This window comes from Enterococcus sp. DIV1368f, from assembly GCF_051712245.1.
GTDB lineage: Bacteria > Bacillota > Bacilli > Lactobacillales > Enterococcaceae > Enterococcus > Enterococcus faecalis.
Genome location: NZ_JBIOON010000001.1, coordinates 1,958,798 through 1,976,189, shown reverse-complemented (window position 1 = coordinate 1,976,189; position 17,392 = coordinate 1,958,798). Strand labels below are relative to the sequence as shown.

The window sequence follows — 17,392 nt, the reverse complement described above, 5'->3', positions numbered from 1 at the left end:
CATGGCAAAAGATTTATTATTAGAAATTGGCTTAGAAGAAATGCCCGCACATGTTGTCACACCAAGCCGTATCCAACTTGAAGAAAAAGTAATCAAATTTTTAGATGAACATCATTTAGACTATGAAACAGTGCAATCCTTTGCCACACCTCGTCGTTTAGCCGTGAAAGTAACTGCGATTCCTGAAAAACAAGCGGATGTTGAAGAAGAAGTAAAAGGTCCAGCGAAAAAAATTGCTTTAGATGCTGAAGGAAATTGGTCAAAAGCTGCACAAGGTTTTGTACGCGGCCAAGGAGTTACAACTGAGGACATTGTTTTCAAAGAATTAAATGGTGTCGAATATGTCTATGTGACGAAGTTTACCAAAGGCCAAAGTGCCAAAGAGGTATTAACAAAATTAAATGACGTGATTACAAGTCTAACTTTCCCGGTAACAATGCACTGGGCAAACTATGATTTCGAATATATTCGTCCAATTCATTGGATTGTGGCACTACTTGATGATGAAGTAATTCCTTTCAAAGTGTTAGACGTGACGACAGGGCAAACTTCTCGTGGCCACCGTTTCTTGGGAGACAATGTGACGTTCCAACATGCTAATGAATATGAAGCAAAATTAAAAGAACAATTTGTAGTGGTTCAACCGAATGAACGGAAACAAATGATTGTTGATCAAGCGAACGCACTCGCTGCAGAAAAAAATTGGCAGTTAGCTTTAGATGAAGAGTTATTGGAAGAAGTCACGAATTTAGTGGAATATCCAACTGCATTTGTAGGCAGTTTTGATGAAAAATATTTATCTGTTCCAGATGAAGTATTAGTGACTTCTATGAAAGAACACCAACGTTACTTTGAAGTTCGTAACGACCAAGGCTTATTAATGCCGCATTTTATCGCTGTTCGCAATGGGGATAATGTTCACCTTGAAAACGTGATTAAAGGAAATGAAAAAGTGTTAATTGCTCGTTTAGAAGATGCAGAATTCTTTTACAATGAAGATAAAAAATTAACGATTGAAGCATGTGTTGAAAAACTAAAAAATGTGACTTTCCATGAAAAGATTGGTTCAATTTATGAAAAAATGCAACGGGTTGCTTTAATTGCACAAATCATTGGTCGAAAAGTTGGCTTATCTGAGGAGGAATTGGAAGATTTAAAACGTGCCTCTGAAATTTATAAATTTGACTTAGTAACAAATATGGTTGGTGAATTCCCAGAATTACAAGGAATTATGGGAGAAAAATATGCCTTATTACAAGGCGAAAAACCAGCCGTAGCAACGGCGATTCGAGAACATTATCTACCAACTTCCAGTGAAGGTGAATTGCCAGAAACAGCAATCGGGGCTGTTTTAGCCTTAGCCGATAAGCTTGACAGCGTCTTTTCATTCTTCTCAGTTGGTATGATTCCAACAGGTTCTAACGATCCTTATGCACTTCGTCGTCAAACCTATGGCGTTATCCGAATTATTGAAGATAAAGGCTGGACCTTCCCATTAGTTCAATTACAAACAGAAGTTGATGAAGCAGTGAATCAAGATGTTGAGAAATATGGCGTTTTACTAAACGAAGGACAAGCAGAAGTCGTTGAATTTGTGAAAGCTCGCTTACGTCAATTATTAATGACGAAAAATGTTCGCCATGACATTATCGATGCAGTGGTGTCTGCTGAGCAAGCCGATTTATCGAAATTATTTGCTTCAGCGAATATTTTAAAAAGCCGTTTTGAAGATCAAGATTTTAAACCATCAATGGAAGCCTTAACGCGTGTTATTAATTTAGCGAAAAAAGGTCAAGAACTTTTAGGTGATACTGAAGAAGGGATTGATCCAAGTCTGTTTGAAAATAAGGCAGAAAAAGAACTGTATCAAGCGGTTAACGATTTATCTGAAGCTTTTGCGACACGCACGATTGCAGAAAACTATGAAGCACTAGTAAATCTACGTCCGTTAATTGATGCGTACTTCAATGAAACGATGGTTATGGTTGAGGATGAAAAAGTCAAACAAAACCGATTAAAACAATTAATGCAAATTGCTAAAATGGCGTTATCAATTGCTAGCTTAGACTTATTAATTGTAAAATAAAAAGCGCTGCTTTTCGACCGCTAAGGAGGAACTGGTAGCATGCTAGAAACAACATTTGAACAAATTTTAACACAATTATCAAAGCCAGCTGTTCGTGCGCTAACGAATGAAAAAATCGACAGTGTGGATGAACTCTACGCACGAGGCCGAGAAGCATTACTTTCGTTGCATGGCTTTGGTCCAAAGTCTATTCGAACTATTGAAGAGATGACTGGGAAGGAATTGAAGTAAAAAAAGGATCGCCGTTTAGAGGCGATCCTTTTTTTATTTACGTTTTTGTTTTCCAGCATTGCGACCTTTATTGCCGTTTGCTTTTGGTTGGTTCGTTTTTTGCGTTACTTTGTTTGTTTCTTTTGGTGTCACATCCTTAATAGGAGTAACCACTTGTTTTGGTGGGTTATTTTTCAATTCTTCTTGTACTTGTTTTTTAATTCTTGGACGTAAGAGGATATTTGTGATGGCAGATTGAATACATGTGAAAATACCACCAACTACCCAGTAAAGCGCTACGCCTGCAGGTGAGCTAAAGGACATGAAAACAATCATTAATGGTGAAACAATCAGCATTGATTTCATTGTTTTCTTTTGTTCTTCAGGAATACCAATCATTGAAATATAACCTTGAGCTAAATAGGCTAAACCAGCTAATGCCACTAAAATCATATTTGGTTGCCCTAAATTCATTCCTAAGAAGCTTGCTGTGGCAATACCTTTTGTATAACGAGCAGCAAAGAACAGAGAAGAGAAAATAGGCATTTGAATTAATAAAGGCAAACAACCAATTCCGCCAACCATACTCACATTGTTTTCTTTATAAATCTTTTGTAGTTCTGCTTGTGCGGCCATTTGTTCTTCACGCGTACTTGCTTGTTTCATTTTTGCTTGTGCAACATCCACTTGGGGTTTGATTGCTTGCATTTTTTCCGTTTGGATAAAGCTTTTTTTCGATTGATGTAAGCCTAACGGTAAAATAATGATCCGTACAATAATGGTGATAAAAATAATCGCCCAACCATAGTTCCAATTAAAGTTATCGACAAGATAAGTAATTGCATTACTCATCGGTAAAACAAGGAAGTTATAGACAAAACCTTCACCAGTTGGTTGTCCATCTGCTCCTGTTTTCACACAGCCTGATAAAAACATTACTAAAAATAGTAAGCCAGAGCCGTAAAGCCATCGGTTTAATTTACGCATGTAATTCGGTCCTTTTCTAAAAAATTTTTACATGGTTAACTATACTTGAAACAGCGCTCTTTTTCAATCAAAATCGAAAAGAAGCTCTTACAAAAATCAATAAAAAGCAGGAACTACTTGCTGTTCAAGGCTTCTTCCCAAAGAAATCAATTGTTAGAAAGTAAGTTTATTGAATCACTTTAAATTGTTCCGTTTCTTCTAACAAAGGGTCTTCTTGAATATCAACATACGTTACACGTCCCGCTGGACTGGGGGAATCTTTGATTTTTTTGATAAATGTTTCCATTATGTCTTCGGGTGCAATTGCTGTAATTGAAACGGACCCGTCGTCTTCGTTCCTCACTGAACCAGTGACACCTAATTGATCTGCCACCATTTTGGTCATGTAGCGGAAGCCAACACCTTGGACACGTCCTTGTACATTCATTCTTAGTTTTTCCATGAGAGACACTTCCTTTGCTTTTTTCTTTATGATAGCGATTTTTCTTGGTTCTAGCAAGTATCCAAGCAAGCTAGAAGCATGCTATAATACAAAGGCGAGGTGACTTATGAAAGAAATTACATCAACGAAAAATAACCAATTAAAAGAATGGAAAAAATTACACAAAAAGAAGTACCGAGAAGAACTGAACCAATATATAATAGAAGGATTTCATTTAGTTGAAGAAGCGGTGAAGGCCAATGCCGATGTCCAGTGGATTTTGTTTAACCAAAGAGGTCAACAAGAATGGGGAACTTGGTTAGCTGAACAAGAAACAGAAAAATTAATTTTTGTAAGTGATGAGGTTTTAAATAGTTTGTCGGAGCTGCCAACTTCACAAGGAATTTTGGCAATTGTCACCTTGGAAACGCAGAAAGAGCAGTCGCTTTCTTTTAAAGGTGGTTGGTTACTTTTAGATAATATCCAAGACCCTGGTAATGTTGGTACGATGATTCGCACAGCTGATGCAGCAGGTTTAGCAGGTGTGATTTTAGGCAAAGGCACAGCAGATATTTACAATACAAAAGTGTTGCGCTCAATGCAGGGAAGCCACTATCATTTACCAGTTCTCCAACGAGAGTTGACCGAAGTGGTTCAGGCATTCAAGAAGCAAGGACTACCAGTTTTCGGTACAGAATTAAATGAAGCTGCGATTGCTTATTATGAACAAGAGGCAGTGGAAAATTATGCGTTGATTTTAGGCAATGAAGGTAGCGGGGTTTCGCCAGAATTGTTAGCAGAAACCACGAAAAATCTTTATATTCCAATGAAAGGTCAAGCAGAATCATTGAATGTCGCTATCGCAGCGGGCGTGTTAATGTTTTATTTTGAAAATAATCAATAACAGAAACGAGTGTCAAAAAATGCTGACTATCAAAAAGACAACCCAGTTAACAGAAAAAGAATTAGAAACCATTATGGCGATTTGGCTGCAAACGAATCTAGAAGCTCATCCATTTGTCGCACCAACTTATTGGCAAGAAAATAAGGCATTTGTCCGCGCTGCGTTGCCAAAAGCAACACTGATCTTAGCGGAAGAAGAGGGTCAGATAATTGGGTTTTTAGGCTTAATGGATAACTATATCGCAGGAATTTTTATAAAAAAAGCGTTTCAAGGGAAGGGCATCGGTCAGAAATTACTGCAAGTAGCAAAAGAAGAACAGGACATCTTATCTTTGGCTGTTTACAGGAAAAATCAAGCAGCTTATGCCTTTTATCAAAAACAAGGCTTTGTCCAACAAAAGCGAACCATCGATGAAACGGGAAACGAAGAATGTCATCTTGTTTGGCAAGCGTAGCAGGAGCGACATTTCTAGTTTTAAGGCTTGCTATTTTTCTGAAAATATCTTATACTGTTAAAGGTGTGATTTTCACACACGAAATCCACATTCTTTTCCATCTGCGAAGTGGTGCTACTACGGTAGTTCTTCAAGGAGTTGACGAAAAGAAGAGGAAAATAAAAACCAAACTGGAGGAAACACAACATGGCAGTAATTTCTATGAAACAATTACTAGAAGCCGGCGTACACTTTGGTCACCAAACTCGTCGCTGGAACCCAAAAATGAAGAAATATATCTTCACAGAAAGAAACGGTATCTACATCATTGACTTACAAAAAACAGTGAAATTAGTAGATGCAGCTTACGATTACATGAAAAACGTTGCAGAAGAAGGCGGCGTTGCTTTATTCGTAGGAACTAAAAAACAAGCACAAGAAGCAATCAAAGATGAAGCAATCCGCGCTGGTCAATACTATGTAAACCATCGTTGGTTAGGTGGTACGTTAACTAACTGGGATACAATCCAAAAACGTATTGCTCGCTTGAAAAAAATCAATGCAATGGAAGAAGACGGCACTTTCGAAGTTTTACCTAAGAAAGAAGTTGCTGGCTTAAACAAAGAACGTGAACGTTTAGAAAAATTCTTAGGTGGTATCGCTGATATGCCAAGAATTCCTGATGTAATGTACATCGTTGACCCACGTAAAGAACGCATTGCTGTTCAAGAAGCACACAAATTAAACATTCCAATCGTTGCAATGGTTGATACAAACTGTGATCCTGATGAGATTGATGTTGTAATCCCTTCAAATGATGATGCAATCCGCGCCGTGAAATTAATCACTGCTAAAATGGCTGATGCTTTCATCGAAGGTAACCAAGGGGAAGACCAAGCAACTGAAGAGTTATTCGTTGAAGAAACACCAGAAGCAACTTCAATCGAAGAAATCGTTGATGTTGTTGAAGGAAACAACGAATCAGCTGAATAATAATGATTACGGAGCTGTCTCAAAGGCTAGGCGACAAAAAGCCTGATTCTCCTTTGAGATAGCTTTTTTAAAAAGAATTGATAATATCCGAGGAGGACACAAATAATGGCAGACGTTACAGCTAAAATGGTAAAAGAATTACGCGATATGACTGGCGTTGGAATGATGGACGCTAAAAAAGCATTAGTAAAAGTAGAAGGCGACATGGAAAAAGCCGTAGACTTTTTACGTGAAAATGGTATGGCTAAAGCAGCGAAGAAAAATGACCGCATTGCGGCTGAAGGTTTAGCAAACGTAGCAACTGTAGGTAACGTTGCAGCAATCGTTGAAGTAAACTCAGAAACTGACTTCGTTTCTAAAAACGAAATGTTCCAAGATTTAGTTAAAGATATTGCGACTAAAGTTGCTGAAAACAAACCAGCTACGATGGAAGAAGCAATGGCTATTAAAACTGAAAAAGGCACAATCGAATCTGATTTAATCGAAGCAACAACTGTTATCGGTGAAAAAATCAGCTTCCGTCGTTTTGAAGTTGTCGAAAAAGCTGACAATGCTGCATTTGGCGCTTACTTACACATGGGTGGCCGTATTGCTGTATTAACAGTTATCGATGGCACAACTGACGAAGAAGTAGCGAAAGATGTTGCTATGCACATCGCGGCAATCAACCCTCGCTATGTCAACGAATCTCAAATTCCTCAAGAAGAATTAGAACACGAAAAAGCTGTGTTAACTGAACAAGCATTAAACGAAGGTAAACCAGCAAATATCGTTGAAAAAATGGTTGTTGGTCGTCTACAAAAATTCAAAGCAGAAATCGCTTTGGTTGACCAACCATTTGTTAAAGATCCAGATATGACTGTCGAAAAATTTGTTGCTTCTAAAGGCGGCGAAGTGAAATCATTCGTACGTTTTGAAGTTGGCGAAGGTATCGAAAAACGTGAAGATAACTTTGCGGATGAAGTAATGAGCCAAATGAAAAACTAAGAGCATCAAACGCTCGGTTGAAAAGCCGTGAATCATAAGTATCTAAACAGACAGCGATCCCCAAAGGAAGCTGCATAAATTGATTACTGCTTGATTCAAGGCAGTCTTTCAGCCATTTGGGAACGCATAACTTTGATATGCGCTCCCTTTTTTTAGGCAAAACCAGTGGATCGCACTGCTTGGTCTAAAAAATCATTTTGGTGAAAAGTCATCTAAATGAGGAATTGAATGATTTTTAGAGAATCTTGGAGGGAATTATGATGGTTAAACCTAAGTATCAACGTGTCGTATTAAAGTTAAGTGGAGAAGCGCTAGCCGGAGAAGACGGTTTTGGCATTAAACCACCAGTCATTAAAGAAATCGTCCAAGAAATTAAAGAGGTCCATGAATTAGGTATCGAAATGGCCATCGTGGTTGGCGGCGGAAACATCTGGCGTGGACAAATTGGTGCTCAAATGGGCATGGAACGTGCACAAGCAGATTATATGGGCATGTTAGCTACTGTGATGAATGCCTTAGCATTGCAAGATACATTAGAAAATCTTGGTGTGCCTACACGTGTTCAAACATCAATTGAAATGCGTCAAATTGCAGAACCATACATTCGTCGTCGTGCAGAACGTCATTTAGAAAAAGGCCGCGTTGTTATTTTTGCCGGAGGAACAGGAAATCCTTACTTCTCGACAGATACAACGGCTGCGTTACGAGCTGCAGAAGTAGATGCGGACGTCATCTTAATGGCGAAGAACAATGTTGATGGTGTTTATTCTGCGGATCCACGTGTGGATGAAACAGCGACAAAATTTGAAGAACTAACACATTTAGATGTTATTTCTAAAGGGCTACAAGTAATGGATTCAACAGCAAGCTCATTAAGTATGGATAACGATATTCCTTTAGTTGTCTTTAACCTAAATGAAGCAGGAAATATCCGTCGTGCCATCCTTGGTGAAAATATCGGAACAACTGTAAGGGGGAAATAAAGAATGTCTAAAGAAGTTTTAGCAATAGCCAAAGAAAAAATGACAAAAGCGGAAGAAAGCTTACGCCGTGAATTAGGTCAAATTCGTGCTGGTCGTGCGAACGCAAGTCTATTAGACCGTATTCAAGTAGAATATTATGGTGCACCAACACCAGTTAACCAATTAGCAAGTATCAATATCCCAGAAGCTCGTGTATTAATGATTACACCGTTTGACAAAAATTCTATCGCTGACATTGAAAAAGCTATTCAAATGAGTGATATCGGCATTAGCCCAACCAATGATGGAAATGTCATCCGTTTAGTCATTCCACAATTAACGGAAGAACGTCGGAAAGAATTAGCCAAAGACGTGAAAAAAGAAGCGGAAAACTCAAAAATTGCTGTCCGTAACGTTCGTCGTGATGCAATGGATGAGTTGAAAAAAGCTCAAAAAAATGGCGACATCACTGAAGATGAATTACGTTCATTTGAAAAAGATGTTCAAAAATTAACAGATGATAGCATCAAAAATATCGATGCGATTACTGCTGAAAAAGAACAAGAACTTTTAGAAGTATAAAACCAATCACTAATAAAAATTATTGAATCCAGAGAAGCAAATGCTCTGGATTTTTTTGTATAGATGAGGAAGGCGTATCTCAACGCTCTCTTTGCGAAAGTCATTCTAAAGTAATTATTTAAGAAAACGCTTTCTTGAATAAATTCTTTTATTCTACCAGAATTTTTTTCTTTGTGTAGAGAGGATCACTTAAAAATATAGAGAAACTTTGAAATATCAGCCTTTTAAAATTTTCCTTCACAAATTGAATCCTAAAATTTGATGATAAGAGTTGTTATTTTTAGCAATTGTAATTTGCGATTCATTCTCAATTAGGCTAAAATGAGTGAGAACGGAAAAACGATTAAAACAAGTTGGAGGGAATTGTACATGTCTGTGTTAGAAATCAAAAATTTACACGTATCAATTGAAGATAAAAAGATTCTAAAAGGGGTCGATTTAACAATTAATACTGGAGAAATCCATGCAATTATGGGACCTAATGGAACTGGTAAATCTACTTTATCAGCAGCAATTATGGGAAATCCTAACTATGAAGTCACAGAAGGAGAAATTCTATTTGACGGCGTCAACGTTTTAGATTTAGAGGTAGACGAACGTGCTCGCTTAGGTTTATTCTTAGCAATGCAATACCCAAGTGAAATTCCAGGAATTACCAATGCTGAATTCATGCGTGCAGCAATCAATGCAAAACGTGACGAAGACAACAAAATGTCAGTCATGCAGTTCTTAAAAAAATTAGATAGTAAAATGGAATTATTAAATATGCCTGAAGAAATGGCTGAGCGTTACTTAAACGAAGGGTTTTCTGGCGGCGAGAAAAAACGAAATGAAATTTTACAATTATTGATGTTAGAGCCTACGTTTGCCATTTTAGATGAAATTGATTCAGGCTTAGATATCGATGCGTTAAAAGTAGTTTCTAAAGGGGTTAATGAAATGCGCGGTGAGAACTTTGGTGCGTTAATTATTACCCATTATCAACGCTTATTGAACTATATCACGCCAGATGTTGTTCATATCATGATGGAAGGCCGCGTTGTGAAAACCGGTGGGGCTGACTTGGCAAAACGTTTAGAAACAGAAGGCTATGCTGGTATCAGCCAAGAATTAGGTATTGATTACAAAGAAGAAGCGTAAGGAGGACAAGATAAATGAAAAAAGTAAATCTAATGGATTATCTTGACGAAGTCACCGCTTTTTCACTAGAACATGAAGAACCAGCTTGGATGACTGAATTGCGAACAACGGCTTTAAGAAACGCTGACGAAAGTGAGTTACCACATATTGATCGTGTGAAATTTCATCGTTGGCCTTTATTAAATGTTCACATGGAAAGTTATGTGCCTTCTGAAGGAAATGTCGCAAGTTTTGATCAAATGAAAGACAATCCTTTAATTGTTCAACAAGGATCTTTTCATGCTTTTGAGCAATTGCCAGCCTCATTAGCGGAACAAGGGGTAATTTTTACAGACATTTTTACTGCTTTACAAGAGCACCCAGAATTAGTTAAAGAATACTATATGACTAAAGCCGTATTACCAGAAGAAGATAAGCTGACAGCAGCTCATGCAGCTTTCATGAATAGTGGCGTTTTCTTATACGTTCCTAAAAACGTAGTGATTGAAGAGCCCATTGAATCTTTGTTTATTCAGGATTCAGATAGCAACCAACCTTTCTTTAAACATGTTTTAATCGTTGCAGATAATCATAGTGAATTCAGTTATTTAGAACGTTTTCAATCAACTGGTCATCACGCAGAGAAAGCTTCTGGAAATATTGTTGTGGAAGTAATTGCCAAAGATGGCGCAAAAGTTAAATACTCAGCTGTGGATCAATTAGGGAAAACTGTAACGACTTATATGAATCGTCGTGGCTATATTATGCGGGATGCCTCTGTTGATTGGGCTCTAGGCGTCATGAATGATGGCGATGTTGTGGCTGATTTTGATTCTGATTTAGTTGGCGAAGGCGCTCATTCAGAAGTTAAAGTCGTTGCAATTAGTGCAGGTAAACAAACACAAGGCATCGACACACGAGTGACAAACAAAGCGCCACATTCAATTGGTCATATTTTACAACATGGAGTTATTCGTGAACGTGGTACTTTAACGTTTAACGGAATTGGCCACATTTTAAAAGGAGCAAAAGGAGCCGACGCACAGCAAGAAAGTCGTGTTTTAATGTTGTCTGATAAAGCTCGTGGTGATGCCAATCCAATTCTTTTAATTGATGAAAATGAAGTGACTGCCGGGCACGCAGCCAGCGTTGGTCGAGTAGATCCAGAAGAAATGTATTATTTAATGAGCCGCGGCTTGCGTAAAGAAGAAGCGGAACGTTTGGTGATTCGTGGCTTCCTAGGTTCTGTCATTACAGCAATTCCAGTTAAAGAAGTACAAAATGAATTTGTAGAAGTAATCGAAGGGAAGTTAAACGCATGATGGATGCAGCAACCATTCGTCAATCGTTTCCTATTTTATTTCAAGAAGTTAATGATGAACCGCTAGTTTATTTAGACAATGCTGCGACAACCCAAAAACCAACGGCGGTGTTAGATGTTTTACGACATTATTATGAAACCGATAATGCCAATGTTCATCGTGGGATGCACACGTTAGCCGAACGAGCAACGAAAGACTATGAGGCCTCCCGCGAAAAGGTTCGCCAATTTATCCATGCCAAAGAAACAGCGGAAGTTTTATTTACACGAGGAACAACAACCAGTTTGAATTGGATTGCCAAAAGTTATGGTGACTTGGCAGTTACAGCTGGGGATGAAATCGTCATATCTTACATGGAACATCATTCAAACATTATTCCCTGGCAACAATTAGCCCAACGTACAGGAGCCATTTTGAAGTATATAGACGTCACTGAAGACGGCTTTTTAGACATGGCAAGTGCACGTCAACAAATTACAGAAAAAACGAAAATTGTTTCGATTGCTCATGTTTCAAATGTGTTAGGGGTCATTAATCCAATCGAAGAATTAACACAATTAGCTCATCAAAATGGCGCTGTGATGGTGGTAGACGGCGCGCAAGCAGTTCCTCATATGCCTGTGGACGTTCAAGCCATCGATGCTGATTTTTATGCATTTAGTGGTCACAAAATGTGTGGACCAACTGGAATTGGTGTCCTTTATGGCAAACGTCATTTATTGGAACAAATGGAACCTGTGGAATTTGGTGGCGAAATGATTGACTTTGTTCATCTTCAAGAAAGTACTTGGAAAGAGCTTCCATGGAAATTTGAAGCTGGCACACCTAATATTGCCGGGGCAATTGCCTTAGGTGCCGCCATTGATTATTTAACTGAAATTGGTTTAGAGGCCATTCATCAACATGAAGCAGCCCTTGTTCACTATGTTTTGCCGAAGTTGCAAGCTATCGAGGGCTTGACGATTTATGGTCCACAGAATCCAAAAGACCACACAGGTGTGATTGCTTTTAATATTGACGGTTTACATCCACATGATGTGGCTACGGCGTTAGATATGGAAGGGGTCGCTGTCAGAGCGGGTCACCATTGCGCGCAACCGCTATTAAACTATCTGAGCGTGCCAGCAACTGCACGGGCAAGTTTTTATTTATACAATACCAAAGAAGACGCAGATCGCTTAGTTGAAGCGATTAAAGCGACAAAGGAGTTTTTCCAGCATGGCACTTTCTAAATTAGATAACTTATATCGCCAAGTCATTTTGGACCATTCTAGCCACCCACATCACCACGGAACGCTAGATGCGTCTAGCCAAACAATTGAACTGAATAATCCTACTTGTGGAGATGTGATTGAACTGGATGTGGCCATTGAAGACGGTGTGATTAAAGATATCGCCTTTCAAGGAAGTGGCTGTTCCATCAGTACAGCAAGTGCTAGTATGATGACTGATGCGGTCTTAGGAAAAACAATCGCCGAAGCAACGGCCTTAGCAGAGGATTTCTCTCAACTTGTTCAAGGAAATGAAGTGGCCGAAGATGAAAAATTAGGCGATGCAGCAATGTTAAGCGGCGTAGCTAAATTTCCAGCTCGGATTAAATGTGCAACCCTGGCTTGGAAAGCCTTAGAGCAGGCTGTTGCTAATAACGGCCAAGGCGAAGCCGGTCATTTACATTGTGAAAAATAAAGAAAGGGTGACGACGAATTGAGTACAGTACCTGAATTAGAAGAATATAAATTTGGCTTTCACGACGATGTGGAACCAGTCTTTAGTACCGGAGACGGCCTAACAGAAGACGTCGTTCGTGAAATTTCTCGCGTGAAAGGCGAACCAGAATGGATGCTTGACTTCCGTTTAAAATCGTTAGAACAATTCAATAAAATGCCCATGCAAGAATGGGGTCCAGACCTGTCAGATATTGACTTTAGTAAAATTAAATATTACCAAAAACCGAGTGACAAACCCGCACGCGATTGGGATGATGTACCTGATAAAATCAAAGAAACCTTTGAAAAAATTGGGATTCCCGAAGCTGAGCGTGCTTATCTAGCTGGGGCTTCTGCTCAATATGAATCAGAAGTTGTTTACCACAATATGAAAGAAGAATTTGAAAAATTAGGCATCATTTTTACAGATACTGACTCTGCGTTAAAAGAATATCCTGACTTATTCAAAGAGTATTTTTCAAAACTTGTGCCGCCAACAGATAATAAACTGGCCGCTTTAAACTCAGCTGTTTGGTCAGGTGGAACCTTTATTTATGTACCAAAAGGCGTTCGAGTTGATGTACCATTACAAACATATTTCCGAATCAACGCTGAAAATACCGGCCAATTTGAACGGACCTTGATTATTGTCGATGAAGGGGCCAGCGTTCACTATGTCGAAGGCTGTACGGCACCCACGTATTCAAGTAACAGCTTGCATGCGGCCATCGTAGAAATTTTCACTAGAAAAGATGCTTATTGTCGTTATACCACTATTCAAAACTGGTCAGATAACGTCTACAACCTAGTAACCAAACGTGCTAAAGCTTACGAAGGTGCCACTGTCGAATGGATTGATGGGAACCTAGGAGCTAAAACAACCATGAAATACCCAAGCGTTTACTTAGATGGCAAAGGTGCCCGTGGCACGATGTTATCGATTGCCTTTGCTGGCGCTAACCAAATCCAAGATACTGGAGCCAAAATGATTCACAATGCGCCGAATACCTCTAGCTCAATTGTTTCAAAATCAATTGCTAAAGACGGCGGCGAAGTTAACTACCGTGGCCAAGTGACTTTTGGCAAAGACAGCGCAGGCTCGATTTCCCACATCGAATGTGACACGATTATCATGGACGAAAAATCAAAATCAGATACGATTCCGTTTAACGAAATCCATAACAGCCAAGTGTCCTTAGAACACGAAGCCAAAGTTTCAAAAATTTCTGAAGAACAATTATATTATCTAATGAGTCGCGGCTTATCTGAAGCCGAAGCGACAGAAATGATTGTTATGGGCTTTGTTGAACCATTTACGAAAGAATTACCGATGGAATATGCGGTTGAGTTGAATCGGTTGATTAGTTATGAGATGGAAGGCAGTGTAGGGTAAAACCTTTTTTAGCGCTAGAAATGTTGATTTATCAATGTTTCTGGTGCTTCTTTTTTTCAAAAAAGCAAACTAACTACAATTTCTTTTAGAAAAGATATTTTTCCTTTTCAATAAACTGAGCGAATTGGTCAGCGCTACGCTCCTTACGTTCGGGGTAGAAGTAGTTATATACTTGTCGAGTCATCTTTGAATCTTTATGGCCGACACGGTACATAATATCTTCTTTTTTACAACATATTTTTCTAGTAGAAATCTCTTTTCTTTAATATTAAGTTGTTTGATTGCTTATATAAGCAATTCATCTTCAAAATAAGTTTCAAAGTTTTTCAAGTCAAGTGATGACATATTGATAATATTAAAATAGTTATATGTGTAAGAAGAATCGAGCGTGATATCGTGAAAATAGGTAAAGAGTAGTCTAGTGGAGTAGTTCCTCTTTTTTTATAATAGTTGTTTGCATGATAGTGTAGTACACCTATATGAATGTATTTTTTTAGTTTGTTATCGCTTGGAGTATTGTCCATGTAAACTACCTCCTATATCTATGTGACTTTTCCTGATGTCTATACTGCCAAAAACTTTTATGAACTTTTTTAACAGGTAAGCTATTATCGTCTGGCATTTTTGGTAAAATATTATTTACTAGATTGTTATAACCTAAATTGAAATGTAGATTTTTTTGTGATTACAGAATAAATTTGTGAAGCATTCATCGGTATGCCAGAAGTTTTAAAAATGTAGCAGATATTTTTAGAAATAATGTCGTGAGAATAGAAGTAGTCTTTATTTTTTGATCATTAAATTTTGCGTAATCAATTTTTTCTATTTGGTTTAATCGTTTTTCGATTGTCTCACAAAGACTGGTAATTGCTTTTCTCTCATAGATTAATTCAACTATAAGTTTCATAAGCGTTTTTTTCTTCTAATAAATTCAAAATAATCACTTCTTTATTAATAAGAGGTTTTAAAGCCATTCAATAACAACAAAAAACTATCAATTGATTTTTGATAGTTTCTATATAGTAGTATTTAAGGAAAGTGAAGAGGTAGTCATCGAACATCACGATATTGAATCAATCCAAATGAAATTAGACTAAGAAATAAGGACCAGATACTTTGAACTAATAAACCCTGAGAACCATTTAATAAAGTAGTTGTATGGGTTGAAAAAAAAAGATTCATGGTTGCTAAATCGGGTAAGTATTTTGCAAATGCAGTCATTGCGAATAACATTTGACTTAATCCAAGAATAAGAGAGAACATTATTGCAATTGGTAAAATATGTGATTTGGTAATGATGGTCAAAAAGACTGTAATCCAAGTTATTTGCGTCCAACTTAACATTGCAATAATCACTTTAATCAAAAATTCAAGAATTAAAGAGAGAGTAAAAGAGCCGTTAAATTGGATAATACCAATTCCTAAGCAAATTAAACTGGAGAATAAACCAATAATCCATACGATAACTGTTAGAAGAAATAGTTTAGTAGTAATGAGTTTTATTCGAGCAGGTATCGTTAGTAAAGTTGTACGTAAATATGAATTTGAATATTCTTGACCGAAGAAACTAGCAGCTATTATAACAAGTCCCGCTTGACTCAAAAAAAAATTACGTATACTCATGGATAATATCTCATTGGTTACCAAAGGTTGATCATTTCCAATTCCAGAAAAAAATAATATTACAGGAGCTACTAAAATGGTTCCGACTGTGCCGAATAAGCACCAATTATAAGAGAAAAATTTGATTATTTCACTTTGAAGAATATTTTTAACCATCAATATTTTCCTCCCACGTCGCTACGAGTAAACGAATAGAATGCTATTAACATAGAAAAAAATATCCATAGAAGAAGTATCAATGTACCTTTTGCTGGATCATGAGGATAAGATTTAACCGGAGTAGCAACAATAAAATTTCCTGCTGCTACGGGTAGATATTCCCCCCAGGGCCATTTCTCTGCTAGATAACTTCCAAGATTATAGATTTGAGGAACTAGAAATATCAACGGAACAATCATATTTCTAAAAAGTAAGCCAATCAAAAAGGATAAAACCGTTAATAATATCCAATTTAATGTAGTGTAGCCAATAAACTTCCAAGTAGTTTGACTTAAAATGAATGGATTCAATCCTAAACTACCTAATCTAACATGTGTAATCGCAACGGTAATAAATATTGAAATGAATGAAATTGATATAGTAGAAATCAAAATAGTTAGTAGTTTGGCATTAAAAAGTTCTTTACGCTTATTACTATATAACATGGTTGTACGTAAATTATGATTTTTATATTCATTAGCTCCGCTAATTCCGCCCCATATTACAATTGGAAGTACTCCAAATAGAGCGGCATCAAAACCAAAATAATCTAATGGAGGCATAGCTTCTAATAAATCTGGATGTGTTGCAGGAGTTGCATCTAATCCTATGGAAAGTAATTGATCCGCTTCTAATAATCCAAGTAAGGGTTGAAGCACGATTACTAATCCAAAAACTATCCACCATCCACGACTATTTATCAGTTTAGAAAATTCGGAATAAGTTACTTTAACAAAACTCATGATTAATTTCCTCCCTCAGTAAGTAGAAAGAATACATCTTCTAATGTTTCAATATTTTGCATCACTTCATGAAGTTCACCAGTAACAACAATCTGACCTTTGTTAATGATAACAACGTCATCCGCAATAGCTTCGATTTCAGAAAGGTAGTGTGAGGAGAGTAATACTGTTTTTCCTTGATCAGCTTGTCTACGAATAAAATTTCTAAACCATTTTATTCCCATGGGATCTAAACCATTTGTTGGTTCATCAAGAACCAGATATTGGGGATCTCCTAGCAGAGCAATAGCAATACCTAATCTTTGCCCTTCACCTAAAGATAAGGTTCCAAGTTGTGCATGACTTTTATTTGATAGGTCGACAAGATCTAAGACTTCTGAAATACGTTTATTCGGGATGTTGTTACTTTTTGCAATGATTTTCAGATGTGTTTTAACTTTTCTTGATGGAGTTCCGCCAATCCCATCAAATGCCGATCCGACAATTTGTAATGGAAAGATGAAATTACTATACTTTTTTTTACCGAAAGTGGCTGTTCCTGATAAAGGCAGGTCTAAACCGAGAAGTATTCTAAGTGTAGAGCTCTTTCCAGCTCCGTTAGGTCCAAGAAAAGCTGTTATGCGTCCTTCTTTAGCCTTAAAAGTTATATTTTCTAGTATATTTTTCTTTTTATGTTGTTTACATATATTTGAAAGGACAATATTTTTCAATAGTATGGCTCCT

General features: G+C 37.5%; 18 protein-coding genes and 1 pseudogene. 13 read left to right on the top strand and 6 right to left on the bottom strand.

Translation table 11 applies throughout. The features are described from left to right. Position 1: 1 nt before the first annotated feature. Both glyS and IGL07_RS09640 read left to right on the top strand, forming a co-directional pair. Positions 2-2,086 (top strand): glycine--tRNA ligase subunit beta, encoded by a 2,085-nt coding sequence (glyS, locus tag IGL07_RS09645; RefSeq protein WP_002374344.1) that lies wholly within the window; start codon positions 2-4, stop codon positions 2,084-2,086. Positions 2,087-2,125: 39 nt separating this feature from the next. Next, a complete protein-coding gene (locus IGL07_RS09640) occupies positions 2,126-2,317 on the top strand; it encodes a DNA-directed RNA polymerase subunit alpha C-terminal domain-containing protein (RefSeq protein ID WP_002374345.1) in 192 nt (63 codons plus the stop codon). A gap of 33 nt (positions 2,318-2,350) precedes the next feature. Here IGL07_RS09640 and yidC read toward each other — a convergent pair whose 3' ends face one another. Together yidC and IGL07_RS09630 are read right to left on the bottom strand one after the other, a co-directional pair. Then, entirely contained in the window at positions 2,351-3,283 is a 933-nt protein-coding gene (gene yidC, locus IGL07_RS09635; RefSeq protein WP_002356755.1) for a membrane protein insertase YidC, read from the bottom strand. Between the two features lie 166 nt (positions 3,284-3,449). Next, on the bottom strand, positions 3,450-3,725 hold the full coding sequence (locus tag IGL07_RS09630) for an acylphosphatase (protein WP_010706543.1): 276 nt from the start codon (positions 3,723-3,725) through the stop codon (positions 3,450-3,452). A gap of 106 nt (positions 3,726-3,831) precedes the next feature. On the opposite strand from IGL07_RS09630, the gene IGL07_RS09625 reads away from it, so the two are divergent. From IGL07_RS09625 to sufB, 11 genes are all read left to right on the top strand, one after another. Further along, positions 3,832-4,608, top strand: a complete 777-nt coding sequence (locus IGL07_RS09625; RefSeq protein ID WP_010817502.1) for a TrmH family RNA methyltransferase — start codon at positions 3,832-3,834, stop codon at positions 4,606-4,608. 19 nt (positions 4,609-4,627) lie between these two features. Beyond that, positions 4,628-5,062 carry a GNAT family N-acetyltransferase gene (locus IGL07_RS09620; RefSeq protein ID WP_010817501.1) on the top strand — a complete coding sequence of 145 codons (435 nt, stop codon included), beginning with the start codon at positions 4,628-4,630 and terminating at the stop codon, positions 5,060-5,062. 186 nt (positions 5,063-5,248) lie between these two features. After that, complete coding sequence (gene rpsB, locus IGL07_RS09615; protein ID WP_002356759.1) at positions 5,249-6,034, top strand: 30S ribosomal protein S2; 786 nt, start codon at positions 5,249-5,251, stop codon at positions 6,032-6,034. Between the two features lie 105 nt (positions 6,035-6,139). Continuing rightward, positions 6,140-7,021, top strand: a complete 882-nt coding sequence (gene tsf / locus IGL07_RS09610) for a translation elongation factor Ts (RefSeq protein WP_002356760.1) — start codon at positions 6,140-6,142, stop codon at positions 7,019-7,021. Positions 7,022-7,281: 260 nt separating this feature from the next. Beyond that, complete coding sequence (gene pyrH / locus IGL07_RS09605) at positions 7,282-8,004, top strand: UMP kinase (protein WP_002356761.1); 723 nt, start codon at positions 7,282-7,284, stop codon at positions 8,002-8,004. A gap of 3 nt (positions 8,005-8,007) precedes the next feature. Next, positions 8,008-8,565: a ribosome recycling factor gene (gene frr, locus IGL07_RS09600; RefSeq protein ID WP_010817500.1), complete on the top strand. Its 558-nt coding sequence runs from the start codon at positions 8,008-8,010 to the stop codon at positions 8,563-8,565. Between the two features lie 369 nt (positions 8,566-8,934). Then, positions 8,935-9,705, top strand: coding sequence for a Fe-S cluster assembly ATPase SufC (sufC, locus tag IGL07_RS09595; protein ID WP_002356763.1), 771 nt, complete (start codon positions 8,935-8,937; stop codon positions 9,703-9,705). Positions 9,706-9,719: 14 nt separating this feature from the next. Next, a complete protein-coding gene (sufD, locus tag IGL07_RS09590; protein WP_010817499.1) occupies positions 9,720-11,006 on the top strand; it encodes a Fe-S cluster assembly protein SufD in 1,287 nt (428 codons plus the stop codon). Continuing rightward, positions 11,003-12,238 carry a cysteine desulfurase gene (locus tag IGL07_RS09585; protein WP_438747338.1) on the top strand — a complete coding sequence of 412 codons (1,236 nt, stop codon included), beginning with the start codon at positions 11,003-11,005 and terminating at the stop codon, positions 12,236-12,238. Before sufD ends, IGL07_RS09585 begins: the two co-directional genes overlap by 4 nt. After that, positions 12,225-12,692, top strand: a complete 468-nt coding sequence (sufU, locus tag IGL07_RS09580; RefSeq protein WP_002356768.1) for a Fe-S cluster assembly sulfur transfer protein SufU — start codon at positions 12,225-12,227, stop codon at positions 12,690-12,692. Before IGL07_RS09585 ends, sufU begins: the two co-directional genes overlap by 14 nt. An 18-nt stretch (positions 12,693-12,710) precedes the next feature. Continuing rightward, positions 12,711-14,105 (top strand): Fe-S cluster assembly protein SufB, encoded by a 1,395-nt coding sequence (gene sufB / locus IGL07_RS09575; protein ID WP_002356769.1) that lies wholly within the window; start codon positions 12,711-12,713, stop codon positions 14,103-14,105. Between the two features lie 85 nt (positions 14,106-14,190). Here sufB and IGL07_RS09570 read toward each other — a convergent pair. The 4 genes and pseudogenes from IGL07_RS09570 to IGL07_RS09555 form a co-directional block, all read right to left on the bottom strand. Then, positions 14,191-14,328, bottom strand: a pseudogene (locus IGL07_RS09570) (site-specific integrase); the annotation flags it as partial. Between the two features lie 827 nt (positions 14,329-15,155). Continuing rightward, positions 15,156-15,884, bottom strand: a complete 729-nt coding sequence (locus IGL07_RS09565) for an ABC transporter permease (RefSeq protein WP_002401908.1) — start codon at positions 15,882-15,884, stop codon at positions 15,156-15,158. Beyond that, positions 15,884-16,669: an ABC transporter permease gene (locus IGL07_RS09560; protein ID WP_002362855.1), complete on the bottom strand. Its 786-nt coding sequence runs from the start codon at positions 16,667-16,669 to the stop codon at positions 15,884-15,886. Before IGL07_RS09560 ends, IGL07_RS09565 begins: the two co-directional genes overlap by 1 nt. 2 nt (positions 16,670-16,671) lie before the next feature. After that, positions 16,672-17,379, bottom strand: a complete 708-nt coding sequence (locus IGL07_RS09555; RefSeq protein WP_002378542.1) for an ABC transporter ATP-binding protein — start codon at positions 17,377-17,379, stop codon at positions 16,672-16,674. Between the last annotated feature and the right edge of the window lie 13 nt (positions 17,380-17,392).